Annotated in this window: 11 protein-coding genes, 4 tRNA genes, 3 rRNA genes and 1 pseudogene; 12 read left to right on the forward strand and 7 right to left on the reverse strand. The window is 48.2% G+C overall.

The window, feature by feature from the left end:
• Window positions 1-235: 235 nt before the first annotated feature.
• The 3 genes from ccsB to LVJ88_RS03030 all read right to left on the reverse strand — a co-directional run bounded on the left by ccsB (window position 236) and on the right by LVJ88_RS03030 (window position 4,307).
• Window positions 236-1,435: a c-type cytochrome biogenesis protein CcsB gene (gene ccsB, locus LVJ88_RS03020; protein WP_085356030.1), complete on the reverse strand. Its 1,200-nt coding sequence runs from the start codon at window positions 1,433-1,435 to the stop codon at window positions 236-238.
• Window positions 1,436-1,505: 70 nt separating this feature from the next.
• Window positions 1,506-3,524 (reverse strand): cytochrome c biogenesis protein ResB, encoded by a 2,019-nt coding sequence (locus LVJ88_RS03025; RefSeq protein WP_085356029.1) that lies wholly within the window; start codon window positions 3,522-3,524, stop codon window positions 1,506-1,508.
• A 156-nt stretch (window positions 3,525-3,680) separates the two neighbouring features.
• A complete protein-coding gene (locus LVJ88_RS03030) occupies window positions 3,681-4,307 on the reverse strand; it encodes a c-type cytochrome (protein WP_085418888.1) in 627 nt (208 codons plus the stop codon).
• Between the two features lie 145 nt (window positions 4,308-4,452).
• Here LVJ88_RS03030 and yihA point away from each other — a divergent pair, with 145 nt between their 5' ends.
• Both yihA and LVJ88_RS03040 read left to right on the forward strand, forming a co-directional pair.
• The gene (gene yihA / locus LVJ88_RS03035) at window positions 4,453-5,112 is read left to right on the forward strand and encodes a ribosome biogenesis GTP-binding protein YihA/YsxC (protein WP_085356028.1); all 660 of its coding nucleotides are present in this window, start codon (window positions 4,453-4,455) and stop codon (window positions 5,110-5,112) included.
• A gap of 344 nt (window positions 5,113-5,456) precedes the next feature.
• Complete coding sequence (locus LVJ88_RS03040) at window positions 5,457-6,914, forward strand: TrkH family potassium uptake protein (RefSeq protein WP_054600286.1); 1,458 nt, start codon at window positions 5,457-5,459, stop codon at window positions 6,912-6,914.
• A gap of 160 nt (window positions 6,915-7,074) precedes the next feature.
• Here the strand turns inward: LVJ88_RS03040 and hslO are convergent, their stop codons facing one another.
• Window positions 7,075-7,992 (reverse strand): Hsp33 family molecular chaperone HslO, encoded by a 918-nt coding sequence (gene hslO / locus LVJ88_RS03045; protein WP_085418892.1) that lies wholly within the window; start codon window positions 7,990-7,992, stop codon window positions 7,075-7,077.
• 221 nt (window positions 7,993-8,213) lie between these two features.
• Here hslO and LVJ88_RS03050 point away from each other — a divergent pair, with 221 nt between their 5' ends.
• Window positions 8,214-8,942, forward strand: a complete 729-nt coding sequence (locus LVJ88_RS03050; RefSeq protein ID WP_085418887.1) for a YebC/PmpR family DNA-binding transcriptional regulator — start codon at window positions 8,214-8,216, stop codon at window positions 8,940-8,942.
• A gap of 164 nt (window positions 8,943-9,106) precedes the next feature.
• Complete coding sequence (locus tag LVJ88_RS03055; RefSeq protein WP_085418886.1) at window positions 9,107-10,114, forward strand: IS5 family transposase; 1,008 nt, start codon at window positions 9,107-9,109, stop codon at window positions 10,112-10,114.
• 324 nt (window positions 10,115-10,438) lie between these two features.
• Here the strand turns inward: LVJ88_RS03055 and thrB are convergent, their stop codons facing one another.
• Window positions 10,439-11,374: a homoserine kinase gene (gene thrB / locus LVJ88_RS03060; protein ID WP_085418885.1), complete on the reverse strand. Its 936-nt coding sequence runs from the start codon at window positions 11,372-11,374 to the stop codon at window positions 10,439-10,441.
• A 423-nt stretch (window positions 11,375-11,797) separates the two neighbouring features.
• Here thrB and LVJ88_RS03065 point away from each other — a divergent pair.
• The 7 genes and pseudogenes from LVJ88_RS03065 (at window position 11,798) to LVJ88_RS12590 (ending at window position 18,987) form a co-directional block, all read left to right on the forward strand.
• Window positions 11,798-13,338 (forward strand): 16S ribosomal RNA (locus LVJ88_RS03065).
• 111 nt (window positions 13,339-13,449) lie between these two features.
• Window positions 13,450-13,526, forward strand: a tRNA-Ile gene (locus LVJ88_RS03070).
• A gap of 49 nt (window positions 13,527-13,575) precedes the next feature.
• Window positions 13,576-13,651, forward strand: a tRNA-Ala gene (locus tag LVJ88_RS03075).
• A 328-nt stretch (window positions 13,652-13,979) separates the two neighbouring features.
• Window positions 13,980-16,866 (forward strand): 23S ribosomal RNA (locus LVJ88_RS03080).
• Window positions 16,867-17,004: 138 nt separating this feature from the next.
• Window positions 17,005-17,117, forward strand: a 5S ribosomal RNA gene (rrf, locus tag LVJ88_RS03085).
• The 16S, 23S and 5S rRNA genes sit together here with 2 tRNA genes alongside, the layout of an rRNA operon.
• A 324-nt stretch (window positions 17,118-17,441) precedes the next feature.
• Window positions 17,442-17,741 carry a ComEA family DNA-binding protein gene (locus LVJ88_RS03090; RefSeq protein ID WP_085419017.1) on the forward strand — a complete coding sequence of 100 codons (300 nt, stop codon included), beginning with the start codon at window positions 17,442-17,444 and terminating at the stop codon, window positions 17,739-17,741.
• Between the two features lie 315 nt (window positions 17,742-18,056).
• A pseudogene (locus LVJ88_RS12590) lies at window positions 18,057-18,987 on the forward strand (transposase family protein).
• Window positions 18,988-19,034: 47 nt separating this feature from the next.
• On the opposite strand, the gene LVJ88_RS03100 reads toward LVJ88_RS12590, so the two are convergent.
• Window positions 19,035-19,109, reverse strand: a tRNA-Glu gene (locus LVJ88_RS03100).
• Between the two features lie 21 nt (window positions 19,110-19,130).
• Window positions 19,131-19,207: transfer RNA gene (locus LVJ88_RS03105), tRNA-Arg, on the reverse strand.
• A 101-nt stretch (window positions 19,208-19,308) separates the two neighbouring features.
• On the opposite strand from LVJ88_RS03105, the gene LVJ88_RS03110 reads away from it, so the two are divergent.
• Entirely contained in the window at window positions 19,309-20,706 is a 1,398-nt protein-coding gene (locus LVJ88_RS03110; RefSeq protein ID WP_085418258.1) for a 3'-5' exonuclease family protein, read from the forward strand.
• Window positions 20,707-20,876: the final 170 nt, after the last annotated feature.

Genomic DNA, 20,876 nt, shown 5'->3' on the forward strand with positions numbered 1-20,876 from the left:
GCTTGCAGCGGTTTGGCAAGGTTGAAGTTGTTTTAGGTTGTTTAATTTGGTGTGTTTCGGCAGCTACGGCATTTCAGACGACCTCTGTATTCTGCCCGGACTTTAGGCAATATGTTGGCAGGCAGAATCGTGCGCCGCTTCGTGCGATTGCTTTGAAAAAAGCCGGGCAATGGTGCAGAAAGGTGCAGTTGATGAAACCGTGTCCCGCTGCCATGTTGCCCGGCTTTCAATGATGTTAAAGCGTTCCGTAGGAGTGTAGGCCGCTTAAAAACATATTCACGCCGATAAAGGCAAAAGCGGTAATGAACAGGCCGATAATCGCCCACCATGCCAGCACTTTGCCGCGCCACCCGGCCACAAGGCGCAAGTGCAGCCACACGGCGTAGTTCAACCATACGATAAACGCCCACGTTTCTTTAGGGTCCCAGCTCCAATAGCGGCCCCATGCGTCGGCCGCCCACAATGCACCGAGAATGGTGGCGATGGTGAAAAACAGAAAGCCTACGGCAATGGCTTTGTACATCACTTCCTCAATCGCCTGTGATTCGGGCAGCCACGATTTTTTACCGGCGTTTTCACTGCGGATGGCCAACAGTTCGGCCACGCCCAACATGGCGGAAATACAGAAAGCACCGTAGCCGATGAAGTTTGCCGGCACATGAATTTTCATCCACCACGATTGCAGGGCGGGAATCAGCGGCTGGATGGTATGGGCTTCGCGGGATACGCTGTACCACAATACAAAAACCACCACCACCGCCATGAAAGAGAGCACAAATGCGCCCAGTTTCTGTATGGCGAATTTGGTTTCATAGTAGAGATACATCAGGGCGGTAATCACCAAGAAGAGAATGAAGACTTCATACAGATTGGATACGGGAATATGGCCGGCGTCGGGGCGGAGCAGGTAGCTTTCATGCCAGCGCACGAGCAGGCCGGTAAAGCCTGCCAAGGCAGAAATCCATGTCAGCACGCTGCCGATGCCCAGTAAAGTGTTGGTTGCAGTATTTTGTTTTTTGGCGATTACTGCGCCCAAAATGTAGCAGAACAGGGCGAAGAAAACGGTAGCGCACTGCCACATAATCGCCGATTGGCTGCTGAGAAAGTATTTCAGCAAAAAGCGGTCGGCATGGGCGATATCGCCCGAGTAAAGCTGTACTGCACCGTAGGCCAGCAATATCGATGCAACGGTAAACCCGCGCAGGGGCTTGAAAAACCAGCCCAGCAATATGGTGCCGGCTGCGCTGCTCCACAAAATGACTATTTCGTAAATATCCATGCGGTGCCCGACATGGAATTGGGCAAACACGGCGGTCATGGTGATGAACAAGGCAAACAGCCAATCCCAACCGTTGAGACGGCGCAAAAACGACCGGTGGGTCAGCAGAGTGTGATGGTGTGGTAATTTATCCGCACCGCGTATGGTGTGGTTCATGTGTATGTTCCTTCATAATTCGGCCAACTTGTTTTCAGACGGCCGTCTGAACAAATTCTTACACAGGTTACTAAATGTTTTTGTGTAAATCTGAGGCCAATGTTGCCAAATCTTGTGTGTGTTTGGGAAATTCTTTTTGTAAATCACGTTCATTGCGTGAAGAAGACATGGAAAAGCGTACACCGTTTTGGTCAAACAGAAGCCATGCACGTTTTTCGCGGATGTAAAACATAAATACGGTGCCCAATACCAGCAATACCGAACCCAAATAAACCAAAGAAGCGCCGGGCGAGCGGGTCATTTGCAGGCCGGAAGAGCGGACTTCTTTATAACCGTTTAACTGTAAGAGTACGGGCGAAGGGTATTCGGTCAAACCGGTATAAGCGTCCATGCTGTGCAGCAGAAAACGGTTTCTATCGGCACCCGGTTTCCATTCGGGCAGTTTGTAGGTGGCGATGGTTTCTTCCAATATCGAGTTTAACGCGCCGTATAGAATGCGGTAAAAGAAATCCTGCATTTTATCACGTTCGGCTTCGGGCACTTTTTGTTCGATATATTCGTTCAATGCCAAATAACCGCCCTGTGCAAACAGAGCCAGCGTGTTTTCCACGGCCAAACTGAATCCCGCACGCACGTTATCCGGAGCGGCTTGTGCAGAGTTGGCGATAACGCGCTTGCGTACTTCGGGATCATTCAACAGCTCCCGCCAAGCCATAAAGGTATCGATACTGCCTTGTGCATCGGCAGGCAGCCGCAGCCAACGGTATTGCTGCTCCAGCCCCGAGCGGGTGCCGGTAATGAAAAAGTAATCTTCTTCCTGTTTCACGGGCAGCATGTAATTTTTATATTCGACCGCTTGTCCGGATTTGTCGCGGATGCGGTAAACAATCGAAGGGCCGATGTTGGTGAATTTTTTATCTTGTTTCACGCTGCGCACATCGTTGATGGCCGTCTGAAAACCTGCTTTGTCTTTTTCCTGCGGCGCGCTCATGTCTTCAACGTTCATGGCGGTAAACTGGTCGAATTCCAAGCGGTATTGCTTGCCGTCCAAATCCAGCGGGAATTCACGCATTGAAACCGCATTCATCTGCGCAGGTTCTCGGCTGTTGCCTGCCAAATTCCAAGCTTTCAATTTTAAGTCGGAACCGCCGTCGGCAAAGCTGGCCTGATAAATGGTGATGCCGTTGATGGTGAGGGGATGGTTTACCCTGATGGTTTGTTCGGTTACTTTACCGGTGGCCTTCTCGGTAACAACCAAGTCACTGGCAAAGTCTTTGGGCATGCCGGTGTTGTAGAAATCGATGTGGAATTTTTTCAGATTTACGGTAAAAGGCAGATCCTGAACCAACATGCCTTTGTCGGCATTTAAAAATACCACGTCGGCTTGCTGGCCTTCGGTAATGTTGACATTGCCGCGGAACGAAATATTGCCGCTGCCCAAAATGCTTTCGGGTTTAAAGTCTTTGGCAAATAAAGAATCGTTATCCGGCACGATTTTGCCGGTGAGCATGCCGGCTTTTAACAACAGGTTGCTGTCGATCAGGCCGCCCAAGCAGATAACGATAATGGCGGCGTGGGCGAAAATGTAGCCCCATTTGTTCATCGCACCTTTTTTCGCCGCCACTAAAACCGAGCCGTCTTCCCGCTCAACCGTTTTGCTGCTGAAACCTTGAACTTCCAAATAGCGCGCGGCAATTTCAGGCGAGAGGCCGCCTTCGAGCATGGCGGTGTGTTTCATGGAAGCAAGTGATTTTTTGGTGGCGTTTAAGCGGAAAGATTTCATTTCGCGCAAGAAAGGTGGGATGTTGCGCCACAGACACAAGCCGGTGGACAGCACCAAAAAAATCATAATCAGCACAAACCAGCTGGACGCATATACGTCAAACAGCCCCAAAAAGCCGAATATTTCTGTCCAAAAAGGGCCGAATTTCACCACATAATTAACCGGCGGCTGATTTTGTTGCAGAACCGTGCCGATTATGGAAGCGATACCCAACAGGCTGAGCAGAGCCACGGCAAAGCGCATGGAGCTGAGAAAAGCAAACCAAGGGCGGCGGATAAGCGGAACAGATGTTTTAGATTGGGCCATAGGGTTTTGCCGGTTAGCAGTTAAGGTGAATGAGATAAAAACATGTTTTCAAATCGGCGGAACGGTTTTTAAACGCCGTAACGCGTCATCTGAACCGAAGGCCGTCTGAAAGCGTTTCTTTCAGACGGCCCCGGTATCAAACCGCATGATGCAATGTTAATGCAGCCCTTGGATGAAGTTGGCTACGGCGTTCAATTCTTCGTCGGTCATACGGCCGGCAATGTCGGCCATGATGGTGTTTTTACGTTGGCCGGAACGGTAAGCCTTCATTTGGTCGACAATGTAGGCTTTGTGTTGGCCGCCTAAGCGGGGATAGGCCAAAATTTCTGTGCCGCCAGCAGGTATGCCGGCACCGTTGGGGCCGTGGCATGACATACAGGCGGGAATTTTTTTGTCGGCCAAACCGCCGCGGTAGATTTTCGCACCGAGTTCGGCATTTTCTTTAGGATTGGTTTCGCCCGGTTTGGGGAACTGGGTGGCGTAAAATGCCGCAACATTGCGCATATCCTGATCGGAAAGCGAGGCAACCATCGGTGCCATTGCGGCAGCTGCGCCGGTGGTGCGTTTACCTTCTTTAATCTCTTTGGTTTGAATAAAAAGATATTGGGCGTGTTGCGCAGATAATTTGGGATACATTGCGATAGCGCTGTTACCGTCGGCGGCGTGGCATGATGCGCAGATATTGGTTGCAATTTCTTTGCCTTTGGCAATATCCGCTTTAGGTGCGGCTGCTGCAACGGCGGCGGCAGTCAAAGCCAAGCCCAACAAGGTAAAACGTTTCATGGAAGTGTGCTCCTGAATGACAGCATTACGGTAGGGACTCGCAATGCCCTTTAACTATACTCAACACGGGCGTATTGGCGCCCGACTAAACCGATAACTTTATAATCGTGGTATTCTATACCAAATTCACACAATTTTACCACTTATGAACTTATTTCAAAATGCAAAATTCTTTACTACGGTCAATCATCTGAAAGATTTGCCCGATACGCCTGCCGAAATTGCCTTTGTCGGGCGCAGTAATGCGGGCAAGTCCAGCGCCATCAATACGCTCACCAACCATGTGCGTTTGGCTTATGTGTCGAAAACGCCGGGGCGTACCCAGCATATCAACTTTTTCGAGCTGGCCGGCGGCGGATTTATGGTTGATTTGCCCGGTTACGGTTATGCGCAGGTTCCGGAAGCCGTTCGCGCGCATTGGGTGAAATTGTTGGGCGATTATCTTCAGAAAAGACGGCAGTTGATCGGTTTGGTGCTGATTATGGATGCGCGTCATCCGTTGAAAGAGCTTGATATCAGAATGCTCGATTTTTTTCATCTCACCGGACGTCCGGTGCATATATTGTTGTCGAAAGCCGATAAATTATCTAAAAACGAACAGATTAAAACGCTGGGAGCTGTGAAGAAATCGTTGAAGCCTTATATGGAACGCCAGCAGATCAGCGTGCAGCTTTTTTCGAGCTTGAAAAAACAGGGCATCGAAGAAGTGAACGGGGTGGTGGGTAAGTGGTTTGCCGACTACAACGGAGCTCAGCTTGCCGAAGATGCCGAACCGGAGCATGAAGAAGTGCGCGGGGAAGAGTAAGCGTGCGGTTTGCCGTGATGTTTTTTTATCGCGTTATCCGGGCGCATGGATATGTGCCGGGCAGGATGTGAGCCCGTTTATATGGTTCTTCGGCAGTGCGGATTTTGATAAAATAGCCGCCGTTTTGTTCAGGCCGTCTGAAAAAAACTTTCAGACGGCCTGATAAGCTCATTACTTTTAATATCCAACTAAAACGGTTGTGTGGAACTTTCGAGATGGTTCCGCGCCCCATTAATCAATATAAAATTGATCAGCACGGATTTTGCCTCGAAGCATGTCGGCAGCCTGTATCGGCAATGATGTGTTTCGCATTTGATTGGCAGGCCGTCTGAAATCAGATACTTATGTATAAAATCATCCCTACCGTCCATATTTTATCGAAGCTCGGCGTATTGTTTTCGATACTTCTGCTGGTTCCCACAATGGTGTCGTATATTTATTTGGACGATGCCTTGCGTGCTTTCGGCTCTACTGCATTGGTTACGATTATCAGCTCGGTGGTTATTTGGCTGCTGACGCGCCGCCATCAGCGCGAATTGCGTGTCCGCGACGGTTTTACACTGGTGTTTATGTTGTGGGTAGGGTTTGCGGTAGTGGCTGCCATGCCCTTTTATCTGTATTTTCCGCAGATGAGCTATACCGATGCTTTGTTTGAGGCCATGTCGGGGCTGACTACCACCGGCGCAACGGTTATTACCAGCTTGGATACATTGGCTCCATCGATTAATTTTTGGCGGCACATGCTCAACTGGTTAGGCGGCATGGGTATTATTGTGTTGGCGGTGGCCATTCTGCCTATGCTCGGAGTCGGCGGTACGCAGCTTTTTAAAGCCGAGATTCCGGGTATTGATAAAGACAATAAAATCGCACCGCGCATTTCTCAGGTGGCAAAGAAATTGTGGCTGACTTATGCAATCAGCACCGTCATTGCCTGTTTGGCGCTGCATTGGGCGGGAATGAGCTGGTTTGATGCGGTTTGCCATGCCTTATCAACTATCTCGTTGGGCGGTTTTTCTACGCACGATGACAGCATTGCATACTTCAATTCGCTCTCTATCGAAATGATCGTGATGGCGATCACGTTGTTTGGTGCCATCAGTTTTGTTACCCATCTTTCAGTAGTCGGCGCACGCTCTCCGAAGCGTTATTGGAAAGACGAAGAGTTCCGCATTATGTTCAGCGTGCTGGTGGTGAGTATAACTGCCGTCAGTATATATTTGTGGCATAAGCAATATTATCCTTCTTTTGAAGAGTCGCTCCGATACACATCGTTTAACTTTGTATCGATCGGCCTTTCCAGCGGGTTCGCCAGTGCCGACTTCGCCCAGTGGCCGCTGATTACATCGTTATGGATGTTTTTTCTTGCCAATATTTTGGCCAGTTCGGGCTCTATGGGCGGCGGTATCAAAAACGCACGGGCCATCGTGCTGGCAAAATTCAGCCTGCGCGAAATGCTGCTGCTGCTGCATCCTAATGCCGTGCGCAATGTTAAAGTGAACGGCCGCACCATCCCCGAGCGCACGGCATTAACGGTTATGGCATTTATTTTTGTGTATTTCATGACCATTGTGCTGTTTACGTTTTTAATGATGGCTTCGGGGCTGGATTTCATCTCGGCTTTCAGTGCGGTAATCGCGTGCATCACCAATGCCGGCCCGGGTTTGGGCGTTGTGGGGCCCGCATATAATTATTCCGGATTGGCAGATGTTCAAAAGTGGCTGTGTACGGCAGTGATGCTGTTGGGGCGTTTGGAAATTTTTACCGTGTTGATTTTGTTTACACCGCCGTATTGGAAAAAATAAGGCTTGTGCCGACCGATATGCGGCTTAGTTTGTGTGCTGGAAATGGAAACGGCCGTCATTTTCAGACGGCCTCGAAAAGAGTAAAAAAATGTTGAATAACAGCGTGAGCATTGCCGTTATTCAACATGAGGTAGAAACAGGATTGATGTGTTCTGTGGATTTATTGAATCCGCAGTTTTTCCTCGCTCACGGCATGAACCACGTCCATTCCGAACAGCGCATTTACATCGGTTTCGTCAAATACATATTTGGCATTGCAGAAGTCGCAATCGATTTCAACGCTGCCTTGCTCAAGTAATACGGAGCCGACTTCTTCTCCGCCCAACATCAGCAGCATATCGCTTACTTTTCCGCGTGAACAGGTGCAGGCAAATTCAATCGGTTCTTGCTCAAATACGCGAGGCGGTGTTTCATGGAACAGGCGGTAGAGTACATGTTGAGCGTCTAAAGCGGCCAATTCGTCGGCAGTAACGGTTTGAGTGAGCGTAGTTACATGTTCCCAAGCCTCCGCATCGGGCACGGATTCGGGCAAACGCTGCACAAGCAGGCCGGCACATGCTTCATCTGAGGCCGTAAGTGTAATGTAGGTATCCAGCTGCTCGGAGCGTTTCATGTAGTTAACCAGCATTTCCGAAATACTGTCGCCTTCCAGCGGCACAACGCCCTGCCAAGGGTCGCCGTCTTGCGGTTGTAAAGTAATCACAAACACACCGTTTTCGCCCAATAATTCGCGTAGGCTTTCATTGTCGCCGATGTGTGCTTCTTCATTCCAGCGTGCCGTAGCGCGGCAGGTGTCGGTTGATGAGGCTTCCACAACCAGCATTTTCAGTTTGCCCTGACCCTGAACTTGAACGGTCAGCGTGCCTTCGATTTTCAAATTGCTCGACAGCAATGCGCCCGCTGCCAACAGTTCTCCCAAAGCCCGGCGGATGGCGGCGGGGTAATGTTTCTGACCGGCAATGTGCTGCCATACTTTCTCAAGGCGAACATGCTGGCCGCGAACGGGCATGTTGTCGAAAATGAAACGGGTTCGGCAGTCGGAATGGTTTACGGCTGCCGCAAGAGTGTTGTTTTTCATATTTGTCATCGCGTAGGTTGTATATATTTTTCAGATGGCCTGAATATGGTTACAGGCCGTCTGAAATCAAGTGCAGGTGAAAAAACGAAGGCCGGTGTGAATAAATCCGAATAGATTCAACACCTATTGTGCCGGCCTTTTATGATAAAATAGCCGCCTTCAAAATTTTACATGTACAGCCCGCCCGAGTTTCAGAATGGTGGACACAGAAAGGAAATACTATGGCAGGCCACAGTAAGTGGGCGAATATCCGTCATAAAAAAGAACGTCAAGATGCCAAGCGCGGTAAAATTTTTACCCGTTTGATCAAAGAGATTACCGTTGCGGCCAAAATGGGCGGCGGTGATCCTGCTTCCAACCCCCGTTTGCGTTTGGCTATGGATAAGGCATTCAGCAACAACATGCCTAAAGACAACATTCAACGTGCAATCGATAAAGGTACCGGCAATTTAGAAGGTGTTGAATATGTAGAGCTGCGCTACGAAGGCTACGGTATCGGCGGTGCAGCCTTAATGGTGGATTGTCTGACCGACAACAAAACCCGCACCGTTGCCGATGTGCGTCATGCATTCAATAAAAACGGCGGCAATTTGGGGACGGACGGCTGCGTAGCCTTCAATTTCGTGCATCAAGGCTACTTGATTTTTGCCCCCGGTGTAGATGAAGATGCCTTGATGGAAGCGGCTTTGGAAGCCGGAGCGGAAGATGTATTAACAAATGATGACGGCTCATTGGAAGTCGTCACAAGCTCCAACGATTGGGCAGGTGTTAAAGCCGCATTAGAGGAGGCAGGTTTTCAGTCTGAAGACGGCGACGTTACGATGCGTGCTCAAAATGAAACCGAACTCAGTGGCGAAGATGCTGAAAAAATGCAAAAACTGATTGATGCACTTGAAGATTTGGATGATGTGCAAGATGTTTATACTTCTGCCGTCTTGAATTTTGAATAAATTCAAACAGTCAAATTTAGGCGTTAAAAAAGCAGGCTTCAAGCCTGCTTTTTTTGATAAGTGGCGATATGCCAAAAATAAAAAGCTGAGACCTTTGCAAAACCCTCAAAAATCCTCTAAATTCCCACTCACATCAAACTCCGGGAATTTAGAGAATTTTGTTCATGAGCAGCTTTTTACACACCGACGCCCTCCACCACATCGAAAAACGTCTCGACCGCTTCCCCCTCATCAAACTCGACCGTATTCTTGACTGGACACCCATCGAACAATACCTCACCGGCCGCAAAACCCGCTACGTGCGCGACAACGGCGACCGTCCCGCCTATCCCCTGTTATCCATGTTCAAAGCCATCCTGCTCGGCCAATGGCACAGCCTCTCCGACCCCGAACTCGAATACAGCCTCATCACCCGCATCGATTTCCAACTCTTCTGCCGCTTCGACGACTTTTGCATTCCCGACCACAGCACCCTCTGCCGTTTCCGCAACTGGCTGGCGCAAGACAACACCTTGGCCGAACTACTGGATCTGATTAACCGCCAACTGACTGACAAGGGCTTAAAAGTAGAAAAAGCATCCGCCGCCATCGTTGACGCCACCATTATTCAGACGGCCGGCGGCAAACAGCGTCAGGCCATCGAAGTGGATGACGAAGGGCGGGTCAGCAGCCAAACTACACCGAGTAAAGACAAAGATGCCCGTTGGATCAAAAAAGACGGCCGCTTCCATCTGGGCTACAAACAACACACCCGTACCGATGCGGACGGCTATATCGAGAAACTGCACATTACCCCGGCCAATGCTCATGAGTGCAAACACCTGCTGCCATTACTGGCGGATATCGCAGAAGGCAGCACCGTCTATGCGGATAAAGGCTACGACAGCCGGGAGAACCGACAACATTTGGCAGCGTGCGGCTTGAAAGACGGCATCATGCAAAAAGCACACCGTGGCTGCCCATTAAGCCAAGAGCAGAAAATCCGCAACGGCCGGCTGGCGAAAGTGCGCTATGTGGTGGAACAAAGCTTTGGTACGTTGCACCGCAAATTCCGCCATGCCCGGGCAACCTATTTTGGGTTGACCAAAGTAAGGGCGCAAAGCCACCTGAAGGCGATGTGTGTGAACCTGTTGAAGGCGGCCAACAGGATAGGTGTGTCTGTTGCTGCCTGAACAGGCAGGCAGTGCCTCATAATGAGGCACTTTAAGGGGACTTTAGGGGTAGCTTGTCTACTTTTTACGCAAAAACAGCCGGAACATGATGAAGAATGTTCCGGCTGTTTGTTGGCGTGGGGTTTTGCAAAGGTCTCAAGCTGTTTTTCTGGCTGGAACCTTCACAAAATCAGTGCCTTTACCACCTTTCTGCGTTGCTGCTACTGCTGCGCCTTGAGCGGCATCTATCATTCAGAGGGGATGCAAATGTTTCAATCTAAAGAAGTGGCCGTCTGAAACTTTTTCAGACGGCCACTTCTTCAGGTTATTGGAATAGAAATCTTTTCAATAAAAATCAGCAGTTTTCCGTAAACTCAACAATAAATCACGGAAAGCATTAGGATCCTTGATGAAAGTCATTTCGCCTGCTTGTGGAAAGTGAAAGTCCAAAAGCCGTGAAACCCAAAAACGGATACAACCTGCACGCTGAGCCGTTGGAAAGTAGGTTCGCTCTTCATCGCTCAGCGGCCTTACGCTTTCATAACCTTCGATAAAAGCTTTCTGCAATTCGCTATCTAAAAAATTATCGGCAGTACGCGCCCAATCGTTTACTGCAATGGCCAAGTCATACATAAAATTGCCGTTGCATGCATAATAAAAGTCAATGAATCCCGCAACTTCTTGTCCGTCCAGTAACACATTATCTTTAAAAAGATCGGCGTGAATGATACCGGAAGGTAAAAAATCTCCGCTATTTTTATCTAAATACTCAATTTCACTTTTCAATAATTCGGCATCGTCTTTATTTAACAAGGGAGAGAGTTGAGTGTAAGCGTCGAACCACCAATCGCGGTAACGGGGATTGGTCATTTCGAAAGGGAAACTTTGTCCCGCTAAATGCATTTTGGCCAACATGGCTCCCGTATTGAAACATTGGCCGGCTGTAGGCCAACTAGTATCGGTTCCTTTTAAACATGTAACCAAGCAAGCGGGTTTATCAGCCAAAATAGAATCAAATTTACCGTCTTTTCGTGCTACCGGAGCAGGGCAAGCCACCCCTTTTTTGCTGAGATGTTGCTTGAGTTCCAAAAAAAACGGAAGCTCATTTTGCTGTAAGGTTTCGAATAGCGTTAATACAAAACGCCCCTTGGTAGTGGTTAAAAAATAATTGCTGTTTGTTATCCCTTGAGCAATGCCTTGCAGTGAAACAAAATCACCTAAATCGTAATCATTTAGAAACTGACGCATCTCTTCATCGGAAACGCTGGTGTAAACAGACATAACGAAGCCCCATAAAAATGAACTTCATATCATATCAAAAAAAGAAATCAAATGAATTGATTTTGAAACTTAGGCTTGGAGTGTGATGTCGACAAAAAAGAAATAAGCGGCTTAAAACAGTAAGATTATGTCGTGGCAAAATTAATTTGCAAAAGATTTTAAAATAAAAAAACCGATAAGAAACATCGGGATGGGTGATTTGGTGCGAATAATTGCATTTTTGGTGTTGACGGGTTGGGTTTGGGGTGTGTATAGTTCGGTTTCTTCGCTGCTGAGACGGCGGATTTAAGTTCTTTAACAACACAGATTACCGATAAGTGTGAGTGTCTTAGGCCTCACACTGCGACAAAAACAGACGAGACAAGATTATATCATTGTCAGTCGGTTTCTTTGAAGCAGACCAGAAGTTAAAAGTTAGAGATTGAACATAAGAGTTTGATCCTGGCTCAGATTGAACGCTGGCGGCATGCTTTACACATGCAAGTCGGACGGCAGCACAGAGAAGCTTGCTTCTTGGGTGGCGAGTGGCGAACGGGTGAGTAACGCATCGGAACGTACCGAGTAGTGGGGGATAACTGTCCGAAAGGATGGCTAATACCGCATACGCTTTGAGAAGGAAAGCGGGGGATCTTCGGACCTCGCGCTATTCGAGCGGCCGATGTCTGATTAGCTAGTTGGTGGGGTAAAGGCCTACCAAGGCGACGATCAGTAGCGGGTCTGAGAGGATGATCCGCCACACTGGGACTGAGACACGGCCCAGACTCCTACGGGAGGCAGCAGTGGGGAATTTTGGACAATGGGCGCAAGCCTGATCCAGCCATGCCGCGTGTCTGAAGAAGGCCTTCGGGTTGTAAAGGACTTTTGTCAGGGAAGAAAAGCTTGAGGCTAATACCCTTGAGTGATGACGGTACCTGAAGAATAAGCACCGGCTAACTACGTGCCAGCAGCCGCGGTAATACGTAGGGTGCGAGCGTTAATCGGAATTACTGGGCGTAAAGCGGGCGCAGACGGTTACTTAAGTCAGATGTGAAATCCCCGGGCTCAACCTGGGAACTGCGTTTGAAACTGGGTAGCTAGAGTATGTCAGAGGGGGGTAGAATTCCACGTGTAGCAGTGAAATGCGTAGAGATGTGGAGGAATACCGATGGCGAAGGCAGCCCCCTGGGATAATACTGACGTTCATGCCCGAAAGCGTGGGTAGCAAACAGGATTAGATACCCTGGTAGTCCACGCCCTAAACGATGTCAATTAGCTGTTGGGGCACTTGATGCCTTAGTAGCGTAGCTAACGCGTGAAATTGACCGCCTGGGGAGTACGGTCGCAAGATTAAAACTCAAAGGAATTGACGGGGACCCGCACAAGCGGTGGATGATGTGGATTAATTCGATGCAACGCGAAGAACCTTACCTGGTCTTGACATGTACGGAATCCTCCAGAGACGGAGGAGTGCCTTCGGGAGCCGTAACACAGGTGCTGCATGGCTGTCGTCAGCTCGTGTCGTGAGATGTTGGGTTAAGTCCCGCAACGAGCGCAACCCTTGTCATTAGTTGCCATCATTAAGTTGGGCACTCTAATGAGACTGCCGGTGACAAGCCGGAGGAAGGTGGGGATGACGTCAAGTCCTCATGGCCCTTATGACCAGGGCTTCACACGTCATACAATGGTCGGTACAGAGGGTAGCCAAGCCGCGAGGTGGAGCCAATCCCACAAAACCGATCGTAGTCCGGATTGCACTCTGCAACTCGAGTGCATGAAGTCGGAATCGCTAGTAATCGCAGGTCAGCATACTGCGGTGAATACGTTCCCGGGTCTTGTACACACCGCCCGTCACACCATGGGAGTGGGGGATACCAGAAGTAGGTAGGGTAACCGCAAGGAGCCCGCTTACCACGGTATGCTTCATGACTGGGGTGAAGTCGTAACAAGGTAGCCGTAGGGGAACCTGCGGCTGGATCACCTCCTTTCTAGAGAAGAAGAGGTCGCGGGCACTCACACTTATCGGTAAACTGTGAAATTAAAGATGCGTTAGAATTTTTGCATGCTTGAAGTTTGGGTGTGCAAAGACAAGAGGCCTTGGGTTTGTAGCTCAGCTGGTTAGAGCACACGCTTGATAAGCGTGGGGTCGGAGGTTCAAGTCCTCCCAGACCCACCAGACATTCTCAAAGCGAAAGTAATCGGTATCGATACTTGGTTAAGAGTATGGGGGCATAGCTCAGTTGGTAGAGCACCTGCTTTGCAAGCAGGGGGTCATCGGTTCGATCCCGTTTGCCTCCACCAAAACTACGCCAAAAGGACTTTACAAATTAAAGTAAGCTGCTAGAATGCGCAGCTCGTTTTAATTTGCAAAGTTTAACCGTAAGCGGATAAACAGACGCATTGATCTTTAACAAATTGGAAAGCCGAAATCAACAAACAAAGACAATGTCGGCTTACCGTAACAGGTAAGCCACAGTATTTGGGTGATGATTGTATCGACCGGACTGTGAAACACAAAAGGCACAGTTCGGTACACAACAAGCAGTAAGCTTTGTCAGAGTAGAGTCTTCAAGTTGCGTAGGTAGTCAACGCCGAAACAACGAAGTCAGAGAGGTTCTTGAAATGATAGAGTCAAGTGAATAAGTGCATCAGGTGGATGCCTTGGCGATGATAGGCGACGAAGGACGTGTAAGCCTGCGAAAAGCATCGGGGAGCTGGCAATAAAGCTATGATCCGGTGATGTCCGAATGGGGAAACCCACCGTATTAATACGGTATCCTAAACTGAATACATAGGTTTAGAGAAGCGAACCCGGAGAACTGAACCATCTAAGTACCCGGAGGAAAAGAAATCAACCGAGATTCCGTAAGTAGTGGCGAGCGAACGCGGAGGAGCCTGTATATGATAGCTGTTGAGATAGAAGAACAAGCTGGGAAGCTTGGCCATAGTGGGTGACAGCCCCGTATTCGAAATTTCATCAGTGGTACTAGGTATACGACAAGTAGGGCGGGACACGTGGAATCCTGTCTGAATATGGGGGGACCATCCTCCAAGGCTAAATACTCATCATCGACCGATAGTGAACCAGTACCGTGAGGGAAAGGCGAAAAGAACCCCGGGAGGGGAGTGAAATAGAACCTGAAACCTGATGCATACAAACAGTGGGAGCCTATTAATTGGGTGACTGCGTACCTTTTGTATAATGGGTCAACGACTTACATTCAGTAGCGAGCTTAACCGGATAGGGGAGGCGTAGGGAAACCGAGTCTTAATAGGGCGATGAGTTGCTGGGTGTAGACCCGAAACCGAGTGATCTATCCATGGCCAGGATGAAGGTGCCGTAACAGGTACTGGAGGTCCGAACCCACGCATGTTGCAAAATGCGGGGATGAGCTGTGGATAGGGGTGAAAGGCTAAACAAACTCGGAGATAGCTGGTTCTCCCCGAAAACTATTTAGGTAGTGCCTCATGTATCACTTCCGGGGGTAAAGCACTGTTATGGCTAGGGGGTCATTGCGACTTACCAACCCATGGCAAACTAAGAATACCGGAAAGTGCAATCATGGGAGACAGACAGCGGGTGCTAACGTCCGTTGTCGAGAGGGAAACAACCCAGACCGCCAGCTAAGGTCCCAAATGACAGATTAAGTGGTAAACGAAGTGGGAAGGCCCAGACAGCCAGGATGTTGGCTTAGAAGCAGCCATCATTTAAAGAAAGCGTAATAGCTCACTGGTCGAGTCGTCCTGCGCGGAAGATGTAACGGGGCTCAAATCTGTAACCGAAGCTGCGGATGCACTTAGTGCATGGTAGGGGAGCGTTCTGTAGGCCGATGAAGGTGACTTGAGAAGGTTGCTGGAGGTATCAGAAGTGCGAATGTTGACATGAGTAGCGATAAAGCGGGTGAAAAGCCCGCTCGCCGAAAGCCCAAGGTTTCCTACGCAACGTTCATCGGCGTAGGGTGAGTCGGCCCCTAAGGCGAGGCAGAAATGCGTAGTCGATGGGAAACGGGTTAATATTCCCGTACTTGATTCAAATGCGATGTGGGGACGGAGAAGGTTAGGTTAGCAAGCTGTTGGAATAGCTTGTTTAAGCCGGTAGGTGGAAGACTTAGGCAAATCCGGGTCTTTTTTAACACCGAGAAGTGATGACGATTGTCTACGGACAAGAAGTAACCGATACCACGCTTCCAGGAAAAGCCACTAAGCTTCAGTTTGAATCGAACCGTACCGCAAACCGACACAGGTGGGCAGGATGAGAATTCTAAGGCGCTTGAGAGAACTCGGGAGAAGGAACTCGGCAAATTGATACCGTAACTTCGGGAGAAGGTATGCCCTTTGATGTGAAAGACTTGCTCTGTAAGCATTGGAGGGTCGCAGAGAATCGGTGGCTGCGACTGTTTATTAAAAACACAGCACTCTGCTAACACGAAAGTGGACGTATAGGGTGTGACGCCTGCCCGGTGCTGGAAGGTTAATTGAAGATGTGCAAGCATCGGATCGAAGCCCCAGTAAACGGCGGCCGTAACTATAACGGTCCTAAGGTAGCGAAATTCCTTGTCGGGTAAGTTCCGACCCGCACGAATGGCGTAACGATGGCCACACTGTCTCCTCCCGAGACTCAGCGAAGTTGAAATGGTTGTGAAGATGCAATCTCCCCGCTGCTAGACGGAAAGACCCCGTGAACCTTTACTGTAGCTTTGCATTGGACTTTGAAGTCACTTGTGTAGGATAGGTGGGAGGCTTAGAAGCAGAGACGCCAGTTTCTGTGGAGCCGTCCTTGAAATACCACCCTGGTGGCTTTGAGGTTCTAACCCAGGTCCGTTATCCGGATCGGGGACCGTGCATGGTAGGCAGTTTGACTGGGGCGGTCTCCTCCCAAAGAGTAACGGAGGAGTTCGAAGGTTACCTAGGTCCGGTCGGAAATCGGACTGATAGTGCAATGGCAAAAGGTAGCTTAACTGCGAGACCGACAAGTCGAGCAGGTGCGAAAGCAGGACATAGTGATCCGGTGGTTCTGTATGGAAGGGCCATCGCTCAACGGATAAAAGGTACTCCGGGGATAACAGGCTGATTCCGCCCAAGAGTTCATATCGACGGCGGAGTTTGGCACCTCGATGTCGGCTCATCACATCCTGGGGCTGTAGTCGGTCCCAAGGGTATGGCTGTTCGCCATTTAAAGTGGTACGTGAGCTGGGTTTAAAACGTCGTGAGACAGTTTGGTCCCTATCTGCAGTGGGCGTTGGAAGTTTGACGGGGGCTGCTCCTAGTACGAGAGGACCGGAGTGGACGAACCTCTGGTGTACCGGTTGTGACGCCAGTCGCATCGCCGGGTAGCTAAGTTCGGAAGAGATAAGCGCTGAAAGCATCTAAGCGCGAAACTCGCCTGAAGATGAGACTTCCCTTGCGGTTTAACCGCACTAAAGAGTCGTTCGAGACCAGGACGTTGATAGGTCGGGTGTGGAAGCGCAGCAATGCGTGAAGCTAACCGATACTAATTGCTCGTGAGGCTTGACTCTATCATTTGAAGAACTTTGAAAGACGTGTTCTCAAAAATAAAGCTTACATCAGTCTTGAAGACGATACACATCACAGTTGATTGAATAATAAGCGGAAGAGTTCTTCCCTAACGGCTTTCCCGATTTGTACAGTTTACGTCTGGCGGCCATAGCGAGTTGGTCCCACGCCTTCCCATCCCGAACAGGACCGTGAAACGACTCAGCGCCGATGATAGTGTGGATACCCATGTGAAAGTAGGTCACTGCCAGACACTTATTCCGAACCCCTGATATTGCATATATCAGGGGTTTTTTGCTGGCTCGGGGGAAGGCTTGTTTGCCGCACATATGGTTTTACAGGCATAGGGCAAAAAAAGGTTTATTTGCGGTAGTGTTCCGTCTCGTGATGAAAGGGGATGTTGCCCGGTTGCGACAATATCCGGCATCTGTATTGTTACTTTGGTTATTAGTATTTGAAGGGTCGGGCTAATCTGTTTATGATGGTTGGCCGCCCACAAAGGTGCTGCAAAATCTGCGGCAACGGACGGGGCGTTTCAAACACATTCGGAATAAGGAGCATTATTGTGAAAACATATATGAAACGATTTTACGCAGGGGTATCGGCTATGTTGTTGTCGGCGCTGTCGCTGGCGGCGGTGAATATCAATACGGCAACGGAGGAGGAGTTGAAGGCTTTGCCGGGTATCGGCCCGTCGAAGGCGGCGGCGATTGTGGCCTACCGTCAGCATAATGGCCAGTTCAAGAGTGTGGACGATTTGAAGAACGTGAAGGGTATCGGCGAGGGTGTTTTAGCGAAGCTGCGCGATGAGGCGACGGTGAACGGTGGAGCCAAGAAGAAAACCGACAAAGCCGTTCCGGCAATTAAGGGTAAATAAGCACCGGGGACGGTGAAGCTCTGAAAACCCGTCTTCACCCAAACGGACGATAGGGCGGTCTTGCGGATGAAGACGGTATTTGAGTTTTTGAAGTGTAATAATATGAATTGCTACAGCGGACAGTGCAGGTAGTACGGAACCGATTCTGTTGCCGCTTTAACGGCCTACACAATCGTTCTCTTCAAGGCCACAGTAAAAGTTCAGTTGATTGACTGTAGCACACAGCTCAGAAATGCATCGTGGACAGTGATTTTGTAAAAGTCTCAGTTGTAGAAAATCCTAGTGTTGTTTACAGTATTTGAAAGACAATTATGTATGTGCACCCATAAAAATACCCGCTTAACTCCCACATAGCTGCCAAGCGATATGGCATAATTATGCCCAAGATAAAACCACCGTTACCTCTTTGGCTAGGCAGTACAACGTCAACAGAGTAACCATTTATCGCATATTCAAAGCCGCCTGGCTGAAATTGCTGATTCCGCAGAAGAATACCAACGACCGTTAACCGTTTCAAACAGACTACATACGGTATGAAATGCCTGGCTAAGGTCTAGCGGGAAATTGAAGAGAAATTAAAGAAAAAAGCCAAACGCTACAATAAATTCTGTCCTGGCGAAACGGTTCATGTCGATACTAAAGGATTGCCGCTGCTGCGTGATCAAAAGTAACCGAACAGAGGGATTATCTGTTTGTTGCTATTGATGATTTCTCTCGGGAGCCGTATGCGGCGATCTTGCCTGACCGCACTTCGGCCGGCGTGGCCAAATTCCCTATGTGCGATGTGATCGACTGCTGTCATTATACGATAGAGAGTGTTTATTCCGATGACGGCATGGAATACAAGGGCAGCGCCAACCATCCGTTTAGCGTTAGCTGCTATCCGTTTAGCGTTCGCTGCTATAAAAACTACATCGGCCAATTGTTACCCGTGTCGCTCCCCGCAAACCAACAGCAAGCGGAGAGGGATACGCACGCTGATGGAGATTTGGCATGACAAAGGGCAATTTAAAGATTCGGAACAACGTCGCAAGGAGTTGTGCCGCTTTGCCAATTACTACAATACATTGAAACTGCATAGCGGTTTGAAAGGAGGGACACCTTCGAGGTGTAGCAGGCTTATTTTTCTAAACCTGTTGTGCAAAAAACGCGAAGATTTCTAACTATCTTAGAAAAATATCCGAAATTGTATTCTATGATTTCGGATATTGAGTTTTGTAGAGGTCTTAAAATAAATGAATCTTGAAAAAATGGCTCTTATTTTCAAAAATAAGAGCCATTTTTTCATAAATTTGGCACGCCCACGGGGAATCGAACCCCGGTTACCGCCGTGAAAGGGCGATGTCCTAACCGCTAGACGATGGGCGCGGATTAAATTCATTTGATTGTTGGCGCACCCGGAGCGATTCGAACGCCCGACCCTCTGGTTCGTAGCCAGATACTCTATCCAACTGAGCTACGGGTGCGATAAAGATTTAAATTATATGTATTGGAATATACATTGTCAAGCCTTGTATCTTAAAAAAGTGTAGAATATTTTTATTCGTGTATTTGCGTGGAAAACATAATGGTTTTAGATTCTAGATGGCTGCAGCTTGCAAAATATTTTGCTAGCTTAGGTATACCTGTAGCAATAGTGGATATTGAATCAACCGGCGGTAATTTATATGAAGACCGTATAACCGAGATTGCTATATTGAGATTTGAAAATGGTATCGTTCGTCATTATGAATGGTTAGTGAATCCTCAAAAGCCAATTTCCGAATTTATCACAATGCTTACGGGTATTGATAACGGTATGGTTATGAATGCACCTGCATTTTCAGACATATCCGATATTCTGTTACCTTTATTACGTGGCACTTTACTTATCGCACATAATAGCCGTTTTGATTACACTTTTCTTCGCCATGAATTTCAAAGAATAGGTGTTTACTTTGCAGCACCTACTTTATGTACCGTACAACTTTCACGTCGTCTTTACTCGCAACACCATAAGCATAATCTTGATAGCATTATTGAGCGTTTTCAGATTGATGTGAAACAACGACACCGTGCAATGTCTGATGTGTTGGCATTGGCCGATTTTTTAGAAAAAAGTTTTACTGAAAAAGGGAATGGAGAGTGGGAACGGCAGTTTTATTCACTTACCCAACCGAAAGTATTGCCCTCATGGTTGCCAAATTCTTTATCTAAGCAAGTCTATGCGTTACCTGATATATACGGTGTTTCTGTATGGTTGGATAAAAAAGGGAAAACTGTAAAAATAGATGTGCATGAAAAAGCTTTTTCTGAAATATCCGCATCTTTACAAAGTACAACTGGCTTGGCATTTACACGAGAAATCAGTGAAATTCGTTTTATTCCTGCATTAGGTAAACTACATGCTTTGAGAGAAAAAGCGCTATTAGAAGTGGATTCACATATCAGGCCGTCTGAAATAAACAGTCGTTATTTTACTGTGCAATTTGTTTTCGAGGAGTCATCCAGCTTGCAGGCAAGAATTACTCCTTTGATGAGTGGTTATATGCACCAACCGCCTACTGGTTTGTTTCTTCACAAAAAGTCAGCAAAGAGAGCACTAACTGCCTGGGCAAAGGAGCATGGATTGTGTCCTTCTTTACTTGGCATTTTACCTGATTCTCATGCGCGTAATATGTCTTGCCCAGTTAAAGAAATCGGCCATTGTAGTGGTGATTGTTATGCTAAGAACGGGATAGAACTTCAAAATCGTAAAATTATTGATAATGCTTCACTTCTTCCGATTGTTGACTGGGGTAATGCCAAAAAAATAACAGTTGTCGAGTTTGATGCACTTTCCGGGCAAAAAATCGTATTAAACTGTGTAGGAGGAGCGCTGGAGTTGTCTGATGGGCGCTGGTATTTTGACCATACATTACCTAGATTGCTGAAAGAAAAATTTAAACTTGGCCGAAAAGCCGTTCAGGTAATCGAGGCCGTCTGAAATTGAACGACATACCTAAATTTGAATCTTAACTTGGAAGAAAATTTGGCCTAGTTATTTAGGATATGTCGTCAGAGAGCACTATGGCGGTATTTATGGGCAAAAATCCGCATCTGCAAAATTCAAAATCTGCAAAAGATGTCCAACCTTACTGCGCTTTTGGGCTTGCA

This window comes from Neisseria dumasiana (genome assembly GCF_022870885.1).
In the GTDB taxonomy this organism is placed as follows: domain Bacteria; phylum Pseudomonadota; class Gammaproteobacteria; order Burkholderiales; family Neisseriaceae; genus Neisseria; species Neisseria dumasiana.